The sequence below is a fragment of the Roseateles noduli genome (assembly GCF_050626985.1).
GTDB lineage: Bacteria > Pseudomonadota > Gammaproteobacteria > Burkholderiales > Burkholderiaceae_C > Roseateles > Roseateles noduli_A.
In genome coordinates, this window is the sequence record NZ_CP192463.1 from 4,114,367 (window position 1) to 4,133,753 (window position 19,387).

Consider the following 19,387-nt stretch of genomic DNA (forward strand, 5'->3'; position numbering starts at 1 on the left):
CGGTAGGTCCTTTCGATGCCGCGCGCTCAGTGCGCGGCGCCGCCAGCGGCTTCAGGCGCGCCGGCGGTCGATGAAGAAGGGGCGGCCGCGGCGGCGCCGTCGCGCAAGGGGCCGAGCAGGCTCTGCGACAGCTCGGATTCCGCGAGCCAGAAGTCGCGCTGCGCGTTCAGCGTCGCGGACACGGCGCGTGCCTGCGCGCGCGCGTCGGCGAGCAGGTCCATCACGCCGACCAGCATGCCGTTGTAGCGGAGCAGGGTCTCGTCGGAGACCTGCCTGGCCAGCGGCAGCACGTCGTCGTGATGACGCCGCGCGATGCGCCAGGCGGCTTCGGCGCGGGCACGCGCGACGCGCACTTCGGAACGCGCCTCGATCGCGATCTGCGCGGTCCGTTCCAGCGATTGGCCGTAGGCCTCGCGAGCGCCGGCCACACGCGCCTGACCCCAGTCGAACAGCGGGAGTTCGATGCTGAGTTCGACGCCGCGTTGTGTCGGCTCCTCGTTGCTGCTGTTGCGTTGCAGGCCGAGTTCGAGCACGTTGACCCGGCCGGTCCGGCGCGTGAGCCCCAGTTGCGCGGCCAGCTGTTCCGACTCGCGCTTCGCCGCCAGGATGTCCAGCCGTTGCGCGACGGCCTGGCGCTCGACGTCGTCCGCGGTCCGGAAATCGGCGGGCACGTCCGGCAGGCGCCCGGGCAGTTTCAGCGCGGCGAGGTCGTCGCCCCAGAGGCCGATCGCGCGGATCAGCGCCTCGCGGTCACCCTCGGCCTGCAGCTGCGCCTGTTCCAGCGCGAGCTGCGCCTCGGCGAGCACGGTGCGCTCGCGGGCGAGTCGCAACGCGCTGACGTTGCCGGCCTGCCGCATCCGCAGCGCGAGCTCGGCGCCTGCCGACGCCGAGTCGAGCACCGTCCGCGCCTGCCGCAGTTGCTCCTGCGACGCGACCGCCTGGATCCAGCCGCGGCGTGCCTGGCCGGCGACGTCGAGCAACTGCTGCGCGACGCGGGCCTGCTCGCGTTCGAGCGCCCGGGCGCCGGCGTCCTGGCGGGCACCGCGGCCCAGCAGGCTCAGCAGGTTGAACTGGAGGCCGCGTTCGATCTCGCGTTCGTCACCCCGGACCAGCCGGCCGATGTTGAGCACCGGGTTCGGCCAGAGCAACGTCTGCACGCGCTCCGCTTCCGCCATGCCGAGGCCGTACAGCCCGGCCTGCAAGCCGCGGTGATTGAGCAGCGCCAGCTGCACCGCGCCCTGCGCGTCGAGCGGTTGCGCGAGCAGCGCCTCGGTGCGCGCGCGCGCGGCGGCGCGTTGATCGTCGGAACGCTGCAGCGGCAGATCGGCACCGAGCCAGTCGCGGCTCTTCTGCTGGACGGGCGCGACGGCCTGCTCCGGCGACAGCGAGGCGCAGGCCGACAGCGTGAAGGCCGCCGCCAGTGCCAGCAGTCGCGGCGTGTATCGGCCTTCGGGTCGACCAGGAATCATCGTGGAGGGCATCGGACGCTCCTCAATGGTGATGATGGCCGCCGGCCGGCGCCGAGGCGGCCTGGCTCTCACGCAGCAACGCGCGCCAGCCACCGGCGTCGAGCACGCGACGGTTGGCCTGGCGCCAGTCGCCGACGCCGGGATCGACGACCGCGGCACTCGAGGCGGCGGCGGGGGGCTTGGGCCGCGGCGGAGCGGTGCCCTGGCGCGCGTCGGCGGGATCGGGCGGCGCGGCCATGGCGGCGCCCAGGCACATCGTCAACGCGAGTGCGGGAATGAAACGAGAAGACATGGCGTCCTCGCAGATGAACAGGATCGATGCCGATCCGCTGCGAAGGTGCAGACGGATGACGGCTCGGACGGCGCCTCGTCCAGGACGGGCGCCGGCGTTCAGGCGAGGAGGGTCTTGGGAGGCCGCTCAAGCGGCTGGGGAGACTGCTCGGGCGCACCGTGGGCGTCGAGCGAGGGAGCCGGGTCGCGCAGGTCGTGCGCGACCGGCGTCAGCGGGGCGACCGGCATCGCGGCGCCGATGCAGCACTGCAGGCAGATGCCGCAATGATGATCGGAGGTGGACGCATGATCCGCGCCGTCGTCCTGCCACGCACCGTGGCCCGTCGCGGTCATGCCGGCGTGGTCCATGCCAGGCATGTCCTGCGACATCCCCGCCATGGCGGACATGTCGTGACCCATGTCCTGGCAGTCGCTCGGCATCGTCATCACGGCCGCGCCGGCGTTCGACGGCATCAGCGCCATGCCGATGCCCATCGTCGCGGCCAGCGCGCCCTGCAACGGCAGGGTCAGGCTCAGCAACGCGAGCACCAGCCAGCGGCTCCAGAGGAGCCGGCGCGGACCGGGTGCGTTCAGGCGGGACATGGAGCACGAGTGTAGGACAGGTCGAGTGGAGCCGTGCGAACACTGAGGGAGCTCCGCTGACCCCAGAACGTGCCCCATGAACCCTCTTCGTCCCGAATCCACTCATCCTCATTCCGACTTCGGCGACTTGGACAGGTTGGCATCGAACCTGCCGACGTCGTTCGCGCCGACCGCCTTGTCCTGCCCGGCCGGATCGGAGCCCGGCATTCGCCTGCTTTCGGCGAGCGACGTCTTTGCCCGATGGGCGGGCGCCGCTGCGCCTGCGGAGATCGCCGGCACGGTCAGAACGGATGGCCCTGGCCAACTGCGTCACATGCTGGGCCGGCAGCTGCAGGCAGGCGATCCCCGGGCGTCGATCGCGGCGCTGGGGCCGATGGCCGAATTGCACTCGGGCACTCGCATTGCATGGCGACGCCTGAATGCGGCGGGCGTGCCGGAACTGCTGGATCAGATTCGCGCCACCGCCGGCGCAAGCTGTCCGCCCATCTCCGCAGCCACCGCCGCCGAGATCTGCCAGTTGGTCGACCGCGTAATGCGAGACGACCTCACTGCGGCCCTGGCGGCTGCACACGCGCGACCACAACCCGACGCATTGCCGGCACGACGGGTGATGCTGCTGGGGGAGGTGCTCCAGGCCGCCAGGGACATGCCGCCATCCTGCCTGCCGCGCCCCACCTCGCCGGACCCGTCGAGCTCCCCACCGACGTCATCGATCGCGAGTCTGTCGTCGATCGACAGCCAGCAGACGCCTGTGAGCGTGACTGGCACGCCCTTCACCCCGGGCCGGCCCTTGCCGTCGCTCGGTGCCGTCTGGCCGACGATCGATGGAATCGATGGGATCGATGCGATCGATCCCGTGACGCCCCCCGGACCGGTCCACGAGGGACCGCCCAGGACTCCTGGCGCGGGATTGAACATCCCCTTCTTCGAACGTCTGCTGAGCGACATCGAGACGCAGGATCCCGACGGCGACGGGCATTCGACGTCCGGGCAGGTCTCCGATGAGCACACGTCGTCGCGGCCACCGTCACTGGTCGTACGCCGCCAGGCGACGGGCCTCGCCCCCTTGTTGACCAGCAGTCGCAGCCCGCGGGAGTCGCATGTCGCGTCCGAGGCCAACCTGCCCTCGCTCGAATCCGTGCAGTGGCTGCCGTCGACCAACCTGCTGTCGCTCGACAGTCCCGGCGCAGCCTTGGACTTCGCCGTCATCCCGCGCTCGCTCGACGGTCCGGCAGCCCTGCGCGCGCACCTGGCGTCCCTGGATCGCAACCTGATCACCGCAGCGCACGAATGGCTGCGCGCGCAGGCCTTTGCCGTCCTGGATGATCTGACCGACAACCCCACCGCCACCCCGTCACCGGAGCAGATGTCGCTGTTGCGTCTGGCGACGCATTGCCACCTGCGCATGACCAGGGTGGCGCATGCCCCGGCCGTGGCAGGCATCAGCGGTGCGCCCCTGTCGCGCTACAACGGGGATGTCGAGACCGCCGCCACACTCGTCGCGTGGGCCCGTCAGGCGCAGGGCCGTGAAGGCGTGCGCCGGGAGCGTTGGGTGGAACTGCTCTGCGAGAGAGCGGCCAACCCTGACGGACGGATCCTGCTGTCCGCGCCCATGCTGCGCCGCGGCTGTGCGCTGCCCCCGATGGACGCGCTGCTGAAACTGGTGCCGCCGGACAGCCTGAACGATCGCGGCACGCTGATCTGGCGCGGCGAACGGCTGCACGACAGCGATGGCATGGCCAAGCTGCTGGACCGTCTGGGCGTCCGTCACATCGACATCGCGACGCCGCCGCTGACGCATTCGACGCTCCCCTCGAGCCTGCGTGACGCCGACATCTCCGTCGTCACGCTGCACCACGCTCACGCACTGGCACCCGCGGACCTGGCGAGGCGAATCCGCCACCTGAGCGGCGCCCTGCCGTCGCTCTATCTGATCCGGCTGCCGGAGTGCGGCCGGACGCTGCCGCCCGACGCCCTTCCGCCCGATTGGACCACCGGCGTCGAGGGGGTGCTCTTCCACCGCCGTCGCAACGCCAACCGGCAGCGCCTGGAACCGATCCGGGCGCTGTGGCCGGAAGACCGTCTCCCGCCCGCGCTGCGGGCGCGCGCCGTCAACGTGCTGCCCGACGGCGAACCGGTTCTGTATTACATCGCCAACGTGCGTCAGCTGCGCGCGGTGGTCGGAGAGTTCAGCGCCAGGGACATCGCCTTCTGCGCCCACCTCGCCACCATCGTCGACGGACTCGCCAGCGATGCCGACTTCGCGCGCCGCTGCCGCGCCATGGTCGAACGGCCGGTCGGCCCTTGCGTGGACGCCGGCATGCTGACCTTGTCGGCCATGTCAGCGATGCGGGATGCGACGGAGGCGAACTCCTTGTCCGAAGTGGCCGGCAACGTCTTCGTCCAGGCCTGCCTCGCGCGCGTTGACGCGGATTGCGTACAGCGCCAGCCCGATTTCGACGAGGTGCTCGAGGAGGCCATGGTGCTGCGCTGGCACGTGTCCCGGGTGCTCGCCGGACTGCTCGGCGCCGATCGGGTCCGCGTCGCCGACAAGCCGGTCTTCGGTGCTGTCGGCGCGGGCGACGACTGGAACTCGGCGAAACGCAGCGAGAAGTTCCAGGAGGCGGCGCTCGCGCTGGTCACCGCCGAGTCCGATGACGACTGCCCCGGCGTCGTGCTTCTCCTGTCGGTCGAGAACGATCCGCTGGGCGAGATGCTGCAGTCCCGCGTCGACCAGGAACCCGCTTGCAAGGCCCTGCGCGAGGCCAGACAGGAAGTGCTGAGGGACTACGAGCGCTTGCAGGAGGAGGGCGAGGGCGAGGATGAGGACGAGGCGCTGCAAGCGGCCACCTTCGAGAAGCTGAAGGCGATCGACGCGGCGCTCCGCCAGACTCGTCTGGACACGCTGCTCCCGGCACTGAGGCAGATCCAGGCCAGACTCGCGCCGAACGTCGTGACCGAGCCGCCGACCAAGCGACAGCGCACGATGTGACGCCCGGTTCCGGATCGGCACAGGGGCGGGCACGCGCCTGGGGATTCGATGCGGACGACGCGGCCGGCCGGCCGCAAAAGACAAGGGCCGCTTGCGCGGCCCTTCGGTGACATCGAGCGGCCGGCCCAGGGGACCGGCGGCGGCGATCAGTCCTCGTTCTTGAACACGAGCTTGACCTCGTGCGTTTCCTTCTGGCCGCTGGGCTCGAACTTCCAGTCCATCAGCGCGCGGGTCACGGCCTTGTCGAAGACCTTGCGCGGCTCGGCTTCCAGGATCTCGACGCCCGAGACCTTGCCGTCCGGCTCGATGTTCATCTTGGCGCGCACGGAACCTTGCGAGATCGACTGGCGGGCGGCCTCGGCCGGGAACTCCGGCGGCACCTTCTTGACGATCTTCGGCGTGGCATGGGCGCCGGCGGCCAGGACCAGCGCGGCGGCCAGGCCCAGCAGGGTGCGGGAAACGGTGGTGGTGAGATGCTTGCTCATGGGGGACCTCGTACGTCTTGGATGAGGAAAACGGGTTTCCGGTAGGAACTGGGGATTCAGGAGGCGGCGCGCGCGGTGCTGAAGAAGCCCACGGCCTGCACCAGGCGCGAGCTGCTGTCGCGCAGCGAATCGGTCGAGCGGGTCAGTTCGTCCACCAGCGTGGTGTTCTGCTGCGTCGCGCGGTCCAGTTCGTTCATCGCGTTGTTCACGACGCCGACGCCGGCCGCCTGCTCCTGGGCCGAGTGCGAGATCTCCTCGATCAACTGGCCCATGTTGTTGACCTCGTCGACGACCGAGCGGATGGTCGCGCCGGCGTTGTTGACGAGGGCGGTGCCGTTCTCGACCTTGACGGACGATTCCTGGATCAGCACCTTGATCTCCTTGGCGGCCTGCGCCGAGCGCGAGGCCAGCGCGCGCACTTCCGACGCCACCACCGCGAAGCCCTTGCCGTGCTCGCCGGCACGGGCCGCTTCCACGGCGGCGTTCAGCGCCAGGATGTTGGTCTGGAAGGCGATGCCGTCGATGACGCCGATGATGTCGCCGATCTTGCGCGAGCTCGCGCTGATCTCTTCCATCGTCGACACGACCTGGCTCACCACGGTGCCGCCGGCCGAGGCCGACTGGCGCGCCTTGGTCGCGATGCTCGCGGCCTTGCGGGTCAGTTCGCTGGCGCCGTTCAGGTTGGAGGCGATCTGCTCGACCGACGCGGCGGTGTTCTGCAGGCTCTCGGCGGAACGCGCGGTGCGGTCCGACAGATCGACGTTGCTGCCGGCGATCTCGTTGGAGTTCTGGGCCACTTCGCCGGCCGCCGAGCTGACGCTGGCGACGACGCCGGACAGCGCGGTCTGCATGTCGCGCATGGCGTGCAGCATCTGCGCCAGTTCGTCGGAGCCTTCGACCTCGATGTGCTGCGACAGGTCGCCGGAGCTGATCGCCTGGGCGGCGTCCTTGGCCTTGCGGGCCGGCACGATGATCGAGCGGGCGATCGTCAGGCCGCCCACGCTGCCGATGACCACGGCGATCACCACCAGGATGCCGGTGATGACGATCGACTGGTTGGCCAGCTTGGCGCCGCCTTCGGCGAGGTCGCGGCCGTTGGCGAACTGCAGGTCGACCAGGCTCTTCAGCGTGTCCTGGTAGTCCTTCTGCGCGGGACGCACGTCCTTGATCAGCGCTTCGCGGGCTTCGTCGGGGCTGCCGTCCTGCTGGACCTTCAGGAACTTCGACACCGCGTCGACGAACTTGGTCTGGGCATCGCGCACCTTGGCGGCGAGCTCCTTGTCCTTGGCGTCGGAGACCTTGCCGTCGAGTTCGGTCAGTTGCTTCTGGCCGTCTTCGAGGGCGGCGGCGATGTCGGCCTTCTGGCGCTTGATCGCGTTGGCGGTGTCCAGCAGCAGCAGGTCGCGCGAGGCGCGGGCGATGACGTTGACGTCGCTCTCCAGCGCGTTGGCCAGGGCGATCTTCACCAGGCTGGAATTGGCCGTCGTGCTCAGGTCATGGGACAGGCGGCTGGCGTTGTGGGCGCCGAAGGCGCCGATCACGACCAGCAGCAGGATCAGCAGCGCGTAGCTCAGCGTCAGGCGCTGGCCGATACGCAGGCGGGACAGAAACGACATCGATTCCCTCGCAACGATTGAGTTGTTTGAATGGCCGACCGCGGCGAGCTTCGAGCGCTCGTGGCGCCGGCGTGTGGACCGACCATCGGCTTCGGCGCGATCATCGTTGGACTTGATTCGGGGAACCCATGGCGGGACCAAGGCCCCGTGAATTCTGACGCGTCACTTGCAACTGAATGAAAACGGCCGTCCGGGCCACTCGGTAGAAGCCCTAATGAGCCGCTCGGCGGGGTTTCATGATTCCTGCATATTCCTGCGCAGGACGCCGGCGCGGAGCACGTACCCGCGCAGTAACCGCGGGCGTCCAGGTCCGGCAAGGGTCAGGCGTTGCCTGAGGTCGGCGGCGGCGCCTCGGGCAGCGAGGCGGCGTCCGTGTCCAGGACCTCGACGCGATTGCGCCCGCCCTCCTTCGCCCGGTACATCGCCGCGTCGGCGCGACGCAGCACGTCCTCGATGCCCGGATCGCTGTCGCGCAGCACGGTGACGCCGATGCTGACGGTGTACGCGACCGACGCCGCGCCGCCATCCTTCGGGTCGATCGCCACCGGCGTGGCCGCGATGCGCTCGCGCAGCCGTTCCGCGAAACGGCGTGCGCCGGGCAGGTCCGTGTGGGCGAGCCCGATGACGAATTCCTCTCCGCCGAAACGCCCGGGCAGATCCACGTCCCGCGAGGACGCCTTCAGCACCTGCGCCAACGAGCGGATCACTGCGTCCCCGGCCGCGTGGCCGTGACGATCGTTGACCTCCTTGAAGTGGTCGATGTCGAGCATGAGCAGCGCGGACGGCGTCCGGTAGCGCCGCACCGTGCGCAGCAAGGCGCGCAGGCCCTCTTCCGTCGCCATGCGGTTGGCCAGGCCGGTGAGCCCGTCGGTGCGCGAGCGCTGCTCCAGTTCCGCGTTCACCCGCGCCAGTTGCGTCACGAGCGCCTCGGTCGAGCGCAGCCAGCGAGAGAGCGCCTGGTAGCCGAACTGGGCGACGAACAGCACGATCAGCGTGAAGACCCAGAAGAACACCCAGGCGGTGCTGAGCATGACTCGGGAGGCTTCGTCCAGCTTCGCCCAATCGTGGCTGCCCAGCGCGGTCCGGAGCTGCAGCGAGCCCAGCCCGAGACTGACCAGGCCGTAGCCCTGCACCGCCAGCACGATCGAGAACAGCAGGCCCAGGCCCATCGCCCGCCGGCCGGTGGGTGGCGGCGTGAACAGCACCGGCCGCGCCGCGATCCAACGTGACAGGCGGGGCCAGGTCAGCGCCATCAACGGTCCGCCGAGCAGGACACTCTGCAGGAACGCGCCCAGCCACCAGCCTTGCCAGATCGGCAGCTGGCGATGCGCGGGGAGGTCGTGGCTGAAATTCCAGATCAGCGCCCCCGAGGAGCTGAACACCGCCGCGACGAAGCACAGCGGCACGAAGAACAGCCAGGCGCGCAGGCTGCCCAGCCCGCGCGGGGCGCCGACGGCACGGTAGCCCAGCGCCAGCACGCCCAGCCCCAGCGGGTTGGCGCAGGCGAACAGTGCCGCCCAGGCCGTCGTCATGCCGGCGGCCAGCGCCAGGACGAAGGTCGCCAGCCAGGCCGGCACGGCCCCCCACCGCCAGCCGAAGCACAGCGTCCACCACAGGCACAACGGAACCGGGGGATAGAAGGTCAGGAACGCGTTGGCGCCGCCGAGGTCGACGGGGATGCCGGACCAGCCTTCGCGGATCGTGACGAGTCCGAGCACGACGCACGCGGCGATCGTCGCGAGCCAGCCGCCGAGCAGCCAAGCGCGCTCCGCCGCGCGCCCCTCGCGCCACAGCGCCCGGACAGACAGGCTGCCCGGCGTCTGGGGCACCAGATCTGCGGGGCGCTGCAGCGCATCCATTCAGGCCGCCGGGGGAGACGGATCGGACGGAGGCTCCGGTCTGGAACGTGCGCCGAAGATCGCCGAGCCGACGCGCACCATCGTGGCGCCTTCGAGGATCGCGGCGTCCATGTCGGCGCTCATGCCCATGCTGAGCGTGTCCAGGCCCAGGCCCAGGTCCCTGTTCAAGGCGGCCATCAACCCGGCGAGCGCGCGGTGCGGTCGGCGCTGGTCCTCCAGCGTGGCCGCCGGCTCGGGGATGGCCATCAACCCGCGCAGGCGCAGGGCCGGCAGCGCGGCGACGGCCCGGGCCAGGTCGGCGACTTCCGCCGGCGCCAGGCCGCTCTTGCTGTCCTCGCCGCTGATATTGACCTGCAGGCAGACGTTCAGGGGCGGCAGGTCCTTGGGCCGCTGTTCCGCGAGCCGCTGGGCGATCTTGAGGCGGTCCACGCCGTGCACCCAGTCGAAGCGCTCGGCCACGACGCGGGTCTTGTTGCTCTGCAGCGGGCCGATCAGGTGCCATTCGACCTGCGCGCGCAGATCGGCCAGGGCGTCGATCTTGTCGAGGCCCTCCTGGACGTAGTTCTCCCCGAAGCGGTGCTCGCCCGCCTCGAAGGCCTCTCTCACATCCGAAGCCGGGAAAGTCTTTGTTACCACCAGCAGCGTGACGCTGTCGACAGGCCGCGACGCCTGCTGGCAAGCCCTCTCAATGCGGTCGTGGAGCTGTTGTATGTTCTCGGAGATCGTCGCCATAATCGCCCACGCTTTCCCTCATCCCATGGACATCACCCAACTGCTGGCATTCTCGGTCAAGAACAAGGCCTCCGACCTTCACTTGTCCGCCGGGCTGCCCCCCATGATCCGCGTCCATGGCGACGTGCGCCGCATCAACGTCGAAGCCCTCGAGCACCGCCAGGTGCACGACATGGTCTACGACATCATGAGCGACGCCCAGCGCAAGGCCTACGAGGAGACGCTGGAAGTCGACTTCTCGTTCGAGATCCAGGGCCTGGCGCGCTTCCGCGTCAACGCGTTCAACCACAACCGCGGCGCCGGGGCGGTGTTCCGGACCATTCCGAGCAAGATCCTGACGCTCGAGCAGTTGAACTGCCCGAAGGTGTTCACCGAGCTGGCGATGAAGCCCCGCGGCATGGTGCTGGTGACGGGACCGACCGGTTCGGGCAAGAGCACGACGCTGGCCGCGATGGTCAACCACCTCAACGAGAACGAGTACGGCCACATCCTGACCGTCGAGGACCCGATCGAATTCGTCCACGAATCCAAGAAGTGCCTGGTCAACCAGCGCGAGGTGGGTCCGCAGACGCTGAGCTTCTCCAACGCGTTGCGCTCGGCGCTGCGCGAGGACCCGGACTGCATCCTGGTCGGCGAAATGCGCGACCTGGAAACCATCCGCCTGGCGCTGACCGCCGCGGAAACGGGCCACCTGGTCTTCGGCACGCTGCACACGTCGTCGGCCGCCAAGACGGTGGACCGGATCGTCGACGTCTTCCCCGCCGCCGAGAAGGACATGGTCCGCGCCATGCTGTCCGAGTCGCTGCAGGCGGTGATCTCGCAGACGCTGTGCAAGACCAAGGACGGCAATGGCCGCGTCGCGGCGCACGAGATCATGCTGGGCACCTCGGCCATCCGGAACCTGATCCGGGAGAACAAGGTCGCGCAGATGTACTCGTCGATCCAGACGGGCAACAACCTGGGCATGCAGACGCTGGACCAGAACCTCACCGACCTGGTCCGCCGCAACATCATCTCGCCGGCCGAGGCACGCGCGAAGGCCAAGATGCCTGAGAACTTCCCGGGCTGAGCGGGCCGGCCCCCACCACAACGACAAATCGATCGGGCGCGGGCGGCTGACCGCCACACCCCGGCACACAGGACAGGACGCCGCCATGGAACGCGATCAGGCCACCAAGTTCATCAACGACCTGCTTCGCCTGATGGTGTCGCGCAAGGGCTCCGACCTGTTCCTGACGGCGGAGTTCCCGCCGGCGGTCAAGGTCGACGGCAAGGTGACCAAGGTGTCGCCGCAACCGCTGACCGGCCAGCACACGCTGCAGCTGGCGCGGGCCATCATGAACGACAAGCAGGCCGCCGATTTCGAACGCACCAAGGAGTGCAACTTCGCGATCTCGCCGCAAGGCATCGGCCGCTTCCGTGTCAACGCCTATATCCAGCAGGGCCACGTGGCGCTGGTGCTGCGGACGATCCCGCAGACGCTGCCGACCGTCGAGTCGCTGGAACTGCCGCACATCCTCAAGGACGTGGTGCAGACCAAGCGCGGCCTGGTGATCCTGGTGGGCGCGACCGGTTCGGGCAAGAGCACCTCGCTGGCGGCGATGGTGGACCACCGCAACCAGACGACCTACGGCCACATCATCACGATCGAGGATCCGGTCGAGTTCGTGCATCCGCACAAGAACTGCATCGTCAGCCAGCGCGAGGTCGGCCTCGACACCGAAGGCTGGGAGCAGGCGCTGAAGAACACGCTGCGCCAGGCGCCGGACGTGATCCTGATGGGCGAGATCCGCGACCGCGAGACGATGGAGCACGCGGTGGCCTTCGCTGAAACGGGCCACCTGTGCATGGCCACGCTGCACGCCAACAGCGCCAACCAGGCGCTGGACCGGATCATCAACTTCTTCCCCGAAGAGCGGCGCGCGCAGCTGCTGATGGACCTGTCGCTCAACCTGAAGGCGCTGGTGTCGCAGCGGCTGCTGCCGCGCCAGGAGGGCAAGGGCCGGATCGCGGCGGTCGAGATCCTGCTGAACACGCCGCTGATCAGCGACCTGATCTTCAAGGGCGAGGTGGGCGAGATCAAGGAGATCATGAAGCGCTCGCGCGAGCTCGGCATGCAGACCTTCGACCAGGCGCTGTTCGACCTCTACGAGATGGGCAAGGTGACCTACGAGGACGCGCTGCGCAACGCCGACTCCGTGAACGACCTGCGCCTGCAGATCAAGCTCAACAGCGAGCGGGCGCGCAGCGGCGATCTGTCGTCGGGCACCGAGCATCTGACCATCGTCTGAAGCGTTCCGAGCCCGATGGAAGGGCCACAATCACGCGGTCTTCAACACCCCGTGACAGGTCCTTCCATGAGCAGCATCGGCCAGCGTTCGTACGAATCGACTCCGTCCCTCCGCGTGTCCTTCCTGGGACTCGGCGTGATGGGCTTCCCGATGGCAGGCCATCTGGCCAAGGCCGGCCAGCAGGTCACGGTCTACAACCGGTCGCCCGCGAAGGCGCAAGCCTGGACCTCCGAGTTCGGCGGCCAATCCGCCGCGACGCCGCGTGAAGCGGCCAAGGACGCGGACATCGTCTTCTGCTGCGTCGGCAACGACGCCGACCTGCGCTCGGTCGTGCTGGGCCCCGACGGCGCCTTCGCCGGCATGAAGCCCGGCACGGTCTTCGTCGACCACACGACGGCCTCGGCCGAGGTCGCCCGCGAGCTCTTCGCCGAAGCAGGGAAGCTCGGTCTCCACTTCATCGACGCCCCCGTCTCCGGTGGACAGGCCGGCGCGGTCAACGGCGCGCTGACGGTCATGTGTGGCGGCGAGGAGGCCGTGTTCGACAAGATCCGCCCCTACGCGATCCACTTCGCCAAGGCGGTCACCCGCGTCGGCGATGCCGGCGCCGGACAGCTGGCCAAGATGGTCAACCAGATCTGCATCGCCGGCATCGTCCAGGGACTGTCGGAAGCCATCGCCTTCGGACAGAAGAGCGGCCTGCCGATGCCGCTGGTGCTCGACGTCATCGGCAAGGGCGCCGCGCAGAGCTGGCAGATGGACAACCGCGGCAAGACCATGGTCGAGGACAAGTTCGACTTCGGCTTCGCCGTGGACTGGATGCGCAAGGACCTCGGACTGGTGCTCGACGAAGCCCGCCGCAATGGCGCCCGGTTGCCGCTGACGGCGCTGGTCGACCAGTTCTATGCGGATGTGCAGGAGATGGGCGGGAATCGCTTCGATACGTCGAGCTTGATCAAGCGCCTGCGCTGATCGTCGGGGACGCTGTCGGTCGGCAGGCCAAGCGCGGGCTCTCCACGACGCAAGGGGCATCCCTCCGGGAACCCCTCGCGTCATTCCGGCCCCACCATCACTGGCTAACCACGGCTCCGCTCGACACCCCGCCACCCAGCACCTTGTAGAGCTGGACCTGGTTCTGCAGCTGCGCCAGGCGCACCTGCAGCGCCGCCTGTTGCGCTGCGAAGGTCGCGCGTTGCGCGTCCAGCAGATCCAGGCTCGACGCCGCGCCGTTGCGGAAGCTCAGGTCGACCAGCTCCAGACGGGTCGCTTCCGCGGCCGCCTGCGCATCCTGCGCGCGCAGTTGCTCGTCGAGCGTCGCGCGGCCGGCCAAGGCATCGGCCACTTCGCGGAACGCCGTCTGCACGACCTTCTCATACTGGGCGACCGCGATCTCGCGGTTGGCCTTGGCCGCATCGACGTTGTTGCGCACGCGCCCCGCATCGAAGATCGGCATCAGCGCTGAACCCGCGATGCTCCACGCGCTCTGGCTGAACAGGTCACGCAATGCGCTGCTCGCCGTGCCCACGCTGCTCGTCAGCGTGATGCTCGGGAAGTAGGCCGCCCGCGCAACGCCGATGTTGGCTTCGGCCGCCACCAGCTGCTGCTCCGCCTGGACCACGTCAGGCCGGCCCACCAGCACCTGCGACGGCATGCCCGCCAGCAGCGCGCCCATGGTCTGGTCGCTCAGCGGCCTGGACTGCGGCAGCGAATCCGGCACCCCCTGCCCCACCAGCAGCGTCAGCGCGTTCAGGTCCTGCTGGCGCGTGCGCTCGGCCTGGGCCAAGGTGGCACGCGCCGATTCGTACGACGACTTCGCCGTGCTCAGGTCGAGGTTGGACGCGGCGCCGTTGTCGAACTTCAGCTGCATCAGCTTCAGGCTGTCCTCGCGCGTCGACAGCGTCTGGCGCGTCAACGCCAGCAGCTCCTCGTCGGCCTGCACCGCCAGATAGGCCGACGCGACCCCCGCCACCAGGCTGATCTGCGCCGACCGCGCCGCCTCGCCCGTCGCCAGGTACTGCGCGAAGGACGCGGCACTCTGGTTCTTGACGCGGCTGAACAGGTCGATCTCGTACGAAGTGATCTGCAGACCCGCCTGGTAGGCGTTGACGATGCGGCTGTCGCCGTTGGACGTGGTCTGCGGACCGCGCGACGCCGAGAGCCCGGCGTTGACCGTCGGCCAGCGGCTCGCCGCGGTGACGTTGGCCTGCGCGCGTGCGACGTCGACGTTCAGCAGCGCGATGCGCAGGTCGCGGTTGTTCTTCAGCGCAAGGTCGATCAACTGCTTGAGCCGCTCGTCGCGGAAGAACTGCTGCCATTGCAGTTCAGTCGCCGCCTTGGCGTCGGTCGACTCGGCGCCCGGGCCCTGCGGCCACTGTGGCGCCACCGGCGCGTCCGGACGCTTGTGGTCCGGCGCGAGGTTCACGCAGCCGGTCAGCAGCGCCACGGTCGCGGCCGCGGCGGCCATCACGGAAAGTTTGCTCTTCATCATGCTCAGACTCCGTCCGCGTTCTTGGCGGCCGCGATGGCCCTGGTCGGATCCGGACCGTCCAGTTCGTGGGCATACAGCTTGTTCTGGCGGTCGCTGCCCTTGAAGAAGCGGCGCACCACCAGGAAGAACACCGGCACGAAGATCACCGCCAGCAAGGTCGCGGTGACCATGCCCGACAGCACGCCGGTGCCGATGGCGCGCTGGCTCGCCGAGCCCGCGCCGCTCGCGAAGAACAGCGGCGTCACGCCCAGGATGAAGGCCAGCGAGGTCATGATGATCGGGCGGAAGCGCAGGTGCGCCGCCTCCAGGATCGCCTCGACCAGGCCCTTGCCCTGCGCCTGCAGGTCCTTGGCGAACTCGATGATCAGGATCGCGTTCTTCGCCGACAGGCCGATGATGGTGATCAGGCCGACCTTGAAGTACACGTCGTTGGGCATGCCGCGCAAGGTCGCCCCGGCCAGCGCGCCCAGCAGGCCCAGCGGCACCACCAGCATCACCGACATCGGGATGGACCAGCTCTCGTACAGCGCGGCCAGGCAGAGGAAGACCGCCAGCAGCGAGAACGCCAGCAGGATGCCCGCCTGCGAGCCCGACAGCTGCTCTTCACGCGACAGGCCCGTCCACTCGAAGCCGATGCCGGCGGGGAGCTGCGCGACCATGTTCTCCAGTTCCTTCATCGCCTGGCCCGAGGACACGCCCGGCGCGGGATCGCCCGCCAGACGCATCGCCGGATAGCCGTTGTAGCGCGTGGCCTGCATCTGCCCGGTGATCCACTTGCTGGACGCGAAGGCCGAGACCGGCACGTTGGCGCCCGCCGCGTTCGTCACGTTCAGCTTGAGCACGTCTTCCGGCGTCGAGCGGCGCGCCGCGTCGGCCTGCACCACGACGCGCTGCATGCGGCCGGTGCTCGGGAAGTCGTTCACGTAGGCGGAACCCAGCTGCGTGCCCAGCACGCGCGCGATGGTGTCGAAGCCGACGCCCAGCGCCTGCGCCTTGGCGCGGTCGATGTCGATCTGCAGCTGCGGCGCGTCTTCCAGGCCGTCCGGACGCATGCCGGTGATGAGCTTGCTCTTGGAGGCCATGCCCATCAGCTGATTGCGCGCGTTCAGCAAGGCTTCGTGGCCGAGGCCGGCGCGGTCCTGCAGACGCAGCGCGAAGCCGGTGGCGTTGCCCAGTTCCTGGATCGGCGGCGGCGAGAGCGGGAAGATGAACGCGTCACGCACGCCCACCATCATCGCGCCCATCACGCGGCCGGCCACCGCCTGCGCGCTGTGGTCCTTGCCCTTGCGTTCGTCCCACGGCTTGAGCGGCACGAACACCAGCGCGGCGTTCTGCCCCTGGCCGGAGAAGGAGAAGCCGATGACGCCGATGGTGTCGGCGACTTCCGGCTGCTTGTGCAGGAACTGCTCCAGCGTCGCCACGGCGGCTTCGGTCCGATTGGACGTCGCGCCCGGCGGCAGCTGCACGTTGACGATCAGGTAGCCCTGGTCTTCATTCGGCAGGAAGGACGTCGGCATGCGGACGTACAGCCATCCCACGACCGCGACCACGGCGACGAAGGCCACCATCATCGGCCCGGCGCGCTTGAGCAGCTTGGCGACCCAGCCCTCGTAGCCCTTGGCCGTGCGCGAGAAGCCGCGGTTGAACCAGCCGAAGAAGCCGCGCTTCTCGTGGTGGTGACCGGCGTCGACCGGCTTGAGCAGCGTCGCGCACAGCGCCGGCGTGAGCGACAGCGCCATCAGCGCCGACAGCGCCATCGAGGCCACCATCGCCAGCGAGAACTGGCGGTAGATGTTGCCCACCGAGCCGGCGAAGAAGGCCATCGGGATGAACACCGCGATCAGCACCGTGGTGATGCCGATGATGGCGCCCGAGATCTGGCCCATCGCCTTCTTGGTCGCTTCACGGGGACTGAGCCCCTCCTCGCTCATGATGCGCTCGACGTTCTCGACGACCACGATCGCATCGTCGACCAGGATGCCGATCGCCAGCACCATGCCGAACAGCGTCAGCACGTTGATCGAGAAGCCCAGCGCCAGCATGATCCCGAAGGTCCCCAGCAGCGCCACCGGCACCACCAGTGTCGGGATCAGCGTGTAGCGCCAGTCCTGCAGGAACAGGTACATCACCAGGAACACCAGCACGATCGCCTCGATCAGCGTCTCCACCACCTGGGCGATGGAGATCTGCACGAACTTGGACGAGTCGTACGGCACCTTGTATTCGACGCCAGCGGGGAAGTACTTCTTCAGCTCTTCCATGCGCGCCTTGACCGCCTTGGCGGTGCCCAGCGCATTGCCGGTCGGCGACAGCTGCACGCCCACGCCGGTCGACGGCTGGCCGTTCAGTCGCGCGTAGGTGCTGTAGCTCTGGCCGCCCATCTCGATGCGCGCGACATCCTTCAGCTTCACGGTGGAGCCGTCGGTGTTGGCGCGCAGCACGATGTTGCCGAACTGCTCCTTGTTCTCCAGCTGGCCCTTGACCACGATGGTCGCGGACATGGTCTGGCTGCTCGTGTTCGGGCGGTCGCCCAGCACGCCGGCGGGGACCAGCGCGTTCTGCGCGGTGATGGCGGCGTTGACCTCGGCGGGGCTGAGCTTGTACGACTCCATCTTGGCCGGATCCAGCCAGATGCGCATCGCCTGCTCGGAACCGAACAGCTGCGCCTGGCCGACGCCGGCGATCCGCTGGATCTCGGGCACGACGTTGCGGGCGGCGTAGTCGCCCAGCGCGATGGGGTCCATCGAGCCGTCCTTGGACGACAGCGTCACGAACAGCAGGAAGTTGGAACGCGCCTTGTCGACGCGCACGCCCTGCTGCGTCACCGCGGCGGGCAGCCGGGGCGTCGCCCGCGAGAGGCGGTTCTGCACTTCCACCTGCGCCAGGTCGATGTTGGTGCCCGACTCGAAGGTCACCGTGATGGCGCCCGTGCCGTTGGCCTGGCTGACCGATTCCATGTAGGCCAGGCCGGGGGCGCCGTTGAGCTCCTGCTCGATGACGGAGATCACCGACTCGTCCAGCGTCTTGGCCGACGCGCCCGGGTAGGCGACGTTGATGGACAGCGACGGCGGCGCGACGGTGGGGTACTGCGCCACCGGCAGCTGGGTGATGGCCACCCCGCCGAAGACCAGGATGAACAAGGCGATCACCCACGCGAAGATGGGGCGATCAATGAAGAAACGTGCCATGTCTTGGATCCTTCCTGAGCGTCAGGCGCTCAGCGGCTCGCCGCGGCCGAGGCCGCGGGAGCTGCGCCGGAGGCGGCGCTGGCCGGGTTGAACGGCACCGGATTGACCGGCGCGCCCGGCACGAACATCTTCTGGAAGCCGTCGGCGATGACCTTCTCGCCGGTCTTCAGGCCGTCGAGCACCACCCACTGGTTGCCGATGGCATTGCCGATCTTGACCTTGCGCGGCGCGGGCTTGTTGTCGGGACCGACCACCAGCACCGTGTCGCCGGACGAACCGCGCGTCACCGCCTGCTGCGGCAGCAGGATCGCCGACGGCAGTTCCGCCTGCGCCACGCGCACGCGGACGTACTGGCCGGGCAGCAGGGCGCTGTCGGGGTTCGGCACTTCGGCGCGCAGCGTGACCTGACCCGAGGTCGGATCGACCGTCAGGTCCGTGAACAGCAGCTTGCCGGTCCGCGGGAGCACGGTGCCGTCGTCGCCGACGATCTCCACCTGCGCGGCGTTCGTGCCCGCGCTGCGAAGCTGGCCGGCCGCCAGGGCGCGGCGCATCGCCTGCACCTCGTTGGCCGACTGCGTGAAGTTCACGTAGACGCTGCTGACCTGCTGGATCAGCGCGAGCTGCGTGGCGTCCGACGCGCCGACCAGCGCGCCTTCGGTCACCAGCGCGCGGCCGATGCGGCCGGCGATCGGGGCGTAGACGTGGGCGTAGTCCAGGCTCAGCTTGGCCGTCACCGCGGTGGCCTTGGCGGCGGCAACGTCGGCCGCGGCGGCCTTGGCGGTCGCGACCGAGGTAATGTATTCCTGCTGGCTGATCGCCTTCGCGTCGGCCAGCGGCTTGTTGCGCGCGGCCTGCGCGGCGGCCTGGGCTTCATTGGCCTGCGCCTTGGCCACGTTGGCATTGGCGCTGTCGAGCTGGGCCTGGTACGGCGCCGGGTCGATCAGGAACAGCGGCTGGCCGGCCTTCACCTCGGAGCCTTCGGTGAACAGGCGCTTCAGGATCACGCCGTTGACACGGGCGCGGACCTGCGCGGTGCGCAGCGCCTCGACGCGGCCCGGCAGCTCGGTCTGCAACGCCACCGCCTGCTCGCCCACCGTCACCACGCCGACGTTGGCCGGCGGCATGCCGCCGCCGGGCGCGCCCGCGGCCTTCTCCTCCTTGCCGCAGGCGGTCAGCACCGCCGCGATCGAAATCACCAGCGGCAGCAGATAAAGCATGCGCGCGCCGACTTTCAGGCTCGGGCGCTCCGACCCCGGCGTTGCTTTTGTCAGAGGGGTAGAGATCACGATGGGATTCCTCTCGAAGTACAGATTCGCAGATTCGGATGGTCGGCCCGGCTCGAACAGCCGGGCGGACGGGGCAAACCGCAGCCCTACCGCCACGACGTACGGCATCGG

The 19,387-nt window shown here is 69.1% G+C and carries 15 protein-coding genes; 4 read left to right on the forward strand and 11 right to left on the reverse strand.

What is annotated here, in order from left to right:
* Nucleotides 1–26: 26 nt before the first annotated feature.
* The 4 genes from ACQ4L4_RS17975 to ACQ4L4_RS17990 all read right to left on the reverse strand — a co-directional run bounded on the left by ACQ4L4_RS17975 (nucleotide 27) and on the right by ACQ4L4_RS17990 (nucleotide 2,621).
* Nucleotides 27–1,481 carry a TolC family protein gene (locus tag ACQ4L4_RS17975; protein ID WP_431100274.1) on the reverse strand — a complete coding sequence of 485 codons (1,455 nt, stop codon included), beginning with the start codon at nucleotides 1,479–1,481 and terminating at the stop codon, nucleotides 27–29.
* A 10-nt stretch (nucleotides 1,482–1,491) separates the two neighbouring features.
* The gene (locus ACQ4L4_RS17980) at nucleotides 1,492–1,761 is read right to left on the reverse strand and encodes a hypothetical protein (protein ID WP_431100275.1); all 270 of its coding nucleotides are present in this window, start codon (nucleotides 1,759–1,761) and stop codon (nucleotides 1,492–1,494) included.
* A gap of 98 nt (nucleotides 1,762–1,859) precedes the next feature.
* Complete coding sequence (locus tag ACQ4L4_RS17985; RefSeq protein ID WP_431100276.1) at nucleotides 1,860–2,342, reverse strand: hypothetical protein; 483 nt, start codon at nucleotides 2,340–2,342, stop codon at nucleotides 1,860–1,862.
* Nucleotides 2,343–2,450: 108 nt separating this feature from the next.
* Nucleotides 2,451–2,621: a hypothetical protein gene (locus tag ACQ4L4_RS17990; RefSeq protein WP_431100277.1), complete on the reverse strand. Its 171-nt coding sequence runs from the start codon at nucleotides 2,619–2,621 to the stop codon at nucleotides 2,451–2,453.
* Nucleotides 2,622–2,655: 34 nt separating this feature from the next.
* Here ACQ4L4_RS17990 and ACQ4L4_RS17995 point away from each other — a divergent pair, with 34 nt between their 5' ends.
* Nucleotides 2,656–5,334 (forward strand): hypothetical protein, encoded by a 2,679-nt coding sequence (locus tag ACQ4L4_RS17995; protein WP_431100279.1) that lies wholly within the window; start codon nucleotides 2,656–2,658, stop codon nucleotides 5,332–5,334.
* 146 nt (nucleotides 5,335–5,480) lie between these two features.
* Here ACQ4L4_RS17995 and ACQ4L4_RS18000 read toward each other — a convergent pair whose 3' ends face one another.
* From ACQ4L4_RS18000 to ACQ4L4_RS18015, 4 genes are all read right to left on the reverse strand, one after another.
* The gene (locus tag ACQ4L4_RS18000; protein ID WP_331613150.1) at nucleotides 5,481–5,819 is read right to left on the reverse strand and encodes an energy transducer TonB; all 339 of its coding nucleotides are present in this window, start codon (nucleotides 5,817–5,819) and stop codon (nucleotides 5,481–5,483) included.
* Nucleotides 5,820–5,875: 56 nt separating this feature from the next.
* On the reverse strand, nucleotides 5,876–7,435 hold the full coding sequence (locus ACQ4L4_RS18005; protein ID WP_431100280.1) for a methyl-accepting chemotaxis protein: 1,560 nt from the start codon (nucleotides 7,433–7,435) through the stop codon (nucleotides 5,876–5,878).
* Between the two features lie 320 nt (nucleotides 7,436–7,755).
* On the reverse strand, nucleotides 7,756–9,294 hold the full coding sequence (locus ACQ4L4_RS18010; protein ID WP_431100281.1) for a diguanylate cyclase: 1,539 nt from the start codon (nucleotides 9,292–9,294) through the stop codon (nucleotides 7,756–7,758).
* Entirely contained in the window at nucleotides 9,295–10,026 is a 732-nt protein-coding gene (locus tag ACQ4L4_RS18015; RefSeq protein WP_431100282.1) for a YggS family pyridoxal phosphate-dependent enzyme, read from the reverse strand. It lies immediately after the preceding gene.
* Nucleotides 10,027–10,051: 25 nt separating this feature from the next.
* Here ACQ4L4_RS18015 and ACQ4L4_RS18020 point away from each other — a divergent pair, with 25 nt between their 5' ends.
* The 3 genes from ACQ4L4_RS18020 to ACQ4L4_RS18030 all read left to right on the forward strand — a co-directional run bounded on the left by ACQ4L4_RS18020 (nucleotide 10,052) and on the right by ACQ4L4_RS18030 (nucleotide 13,286).
* Nucleotides 10,052–11,095: a type IV pilus twitching motility protein PilT gene (locus tag ACQ4L4_RS18020; protein ID WP_377159998.1), complete on the forward strand. Its 1,044-nt coding sequence runs from the start codon at nucleotides 10,052–10,054 to the stop codon at nucleotides 11,093–11,095.
* Between the two features lie 85 nt (nucleotides 11,096–11,180).
* Complete coding sequence (locus tag ACQ4L4_RS18025) at nucleotides 11,181–12,317, forward strand: PilT/PilU family type 4a pilus ATPase (protein ID WP_088407837.1); 1,137 nt, start codon at nucleotides 11,181–11,183, stop codon at nucleotides 12,315–12,317.
* 66 nt (nucleotides 12,318–12,383) lie between these two features.
* Nucleotides 12,384–13,286: an NAD(P)-dependent oxidoreductase gene (locus ACQ4L4_RS18030; RefSeq protein WP_431100283.1), complete on the forward strand. Its 903-nt coding sequence runs from the start codon at nucleotides 12,384–12,386 to the stop codon at nucleotides 13,284–13,286.
* Between the two features lie 97 nt (nucleotides 13,287–13,383).
* Here ACQ4L4_RS18030 and ACQ4L4_RS18035 read toward each other — a convergent pair whose 3' ends face one another.
* Genes ACQ4L4_RS18035 through ACQ4L4_RS18045 form a run of 3 tightly spaced genes read right to left on the reverse strand, consistent with a single transcriptional unit; the run spans nucleotide 13,384 to nucleotide 19,207 of the window.
* Nucleotides 13,384–14,799, reverse strand: a complete 1,416-nt coding sequence (locus ACQ4L4_RS18035) for an efflux transporter outer membrane subunit (RefSeq protein ID WP_431100284.1) — start codon at nucleotides 14,797–14,799, stop codon at nucleotides 13,384–13,386.
* A 5-nt stretch (nucleotides 14,800–14,804) separates the two neighbouring features.
* Nucleotides 14,805–17,990, reverse strand: a complete 3,186-nt coding sequence (locus ACQ4L4_RS18040; RefSeq protein WP_431100285.1) for an efflux RND transporter permease subunit — start codon at nucleotides 17,988–17,990, stop codon at nucleotides 14,805–14,807.
* Nucleotides 17,991–18,019: 29 nt separating this feature from the next.
* On the reverse strand, nucleotides 18,020–19,207 hold the full coding sequence (locus ACQ4L4_RS18045; protein ID WP_431100286.1) for an efflux RND transporter periplasmic adaptor subunit: 1,188 nt from the start codon (nucleotides 19,205–19,207) through the stop codon (nucleotides 18,020–18,022).
* Nucleotides 19,208–19,387: the final 180 nt, after the last annotated feature.

Coding starts and splice junctions, on each gene's coding strand:
- ACQ4L4_RS17975 (WP_431100274.1), bottom strand. CDS start 1,481: ATGCCCTCCACGATGATTCCTGGTCGACCCGAAGGCCGATACACGCCG.
- ACQ4L4_RS17980 (WP_431100275.1), bottom strand. CDS start 1,761: ATGTCTTCTCGTTTCATTCCCGCACTCGCGTTGACGATGTGCCTGGGC.
- ACQ4L4_RS17985 (WP_431100276.1), bottom strand. CDS start 2,342: ATGTCCCGCCTGAACGCACCCGGTCCGCGCCGGCTCCTCTGGAGCCGC.
- ACQ4L4_RS17995 (WP_431100279.1), top strand. CDS start 2,656: ATGCTGGGCCGGCAGCTGCAGGCAGGCGATCCCCGGGCGTCGATCGCG.
- ACQ4L4_RS18000 (WP_331613150.1), bottom strand. CDS start 5,819: ATGAGCAAGCATCTCACCACCACCGTTTCCCGCACCCTGCTGGGCCTG.
- ACQ4L4_RS18005 (WP_431100280.1), bottom strand. CDS start 7,435: ATGTCGTTTCTGTCCCGCCTGCGTATCGGCCAGCGCCTGACGCTGAGC.
- ACQ4L4_RS18010 (WP_431100281.1), bottom strand. CDS start 9,294: ATGGATGCGCTGCAGCGCCCCGCAGATCTGGTGCCCCAGACGCCGGGC.
- ACQ4L4_RS18015 (WP_431100282.1), bottom strand. CDS start 10,026: ATGGCGACGATCTCCGAGAACATACAACAGCTCCACGACCGCATTGAG.
- ACQ4L4_RS18020 (WP_377159998.1), top strand. CDS start 10,052: ATGGACATCACCCAACTGCTGGCATTCTCGGTCAAGAACAAGGCCTCC.
- ACQ4L4_RS18025 (WP_088407837.1), top strand. CDS start 11,181: ATGGAACGCGATCAGGCCACCAAGTTCATCAACGACCTGCTTCGCCTG.
- ACQ4L4_RS18030 (WP_431100283.1), top strand. CDS start 12,384: ATGAGCAGCATCGGCCAGCGTTCGTACGAATCGACTCCGTCCCTCCGC.
- ACQ4L4_RS18035 (WP_431100284.1), bottom strand. CDS start 14,799: ATGAAGAGCAAACTTTCCGTGATGGCCGCCGCGGCCGCGACCGTGGCG.
- ACQ4L4_RS18040 (WP_431100285.1), bottom strand. CDS start 17,990: ATGGCACGTTTCTTCATTGATCGCCCCATCTTCGCGTGGGTGATCGCC.
- ACQ4L4_RS18045 (WP_431100286.1), bottom strand. CDS start 19,207: ATGCTTTATCTGCTGCCGCTGGTGATTTCGATCGCGGCGGTGCTGACC.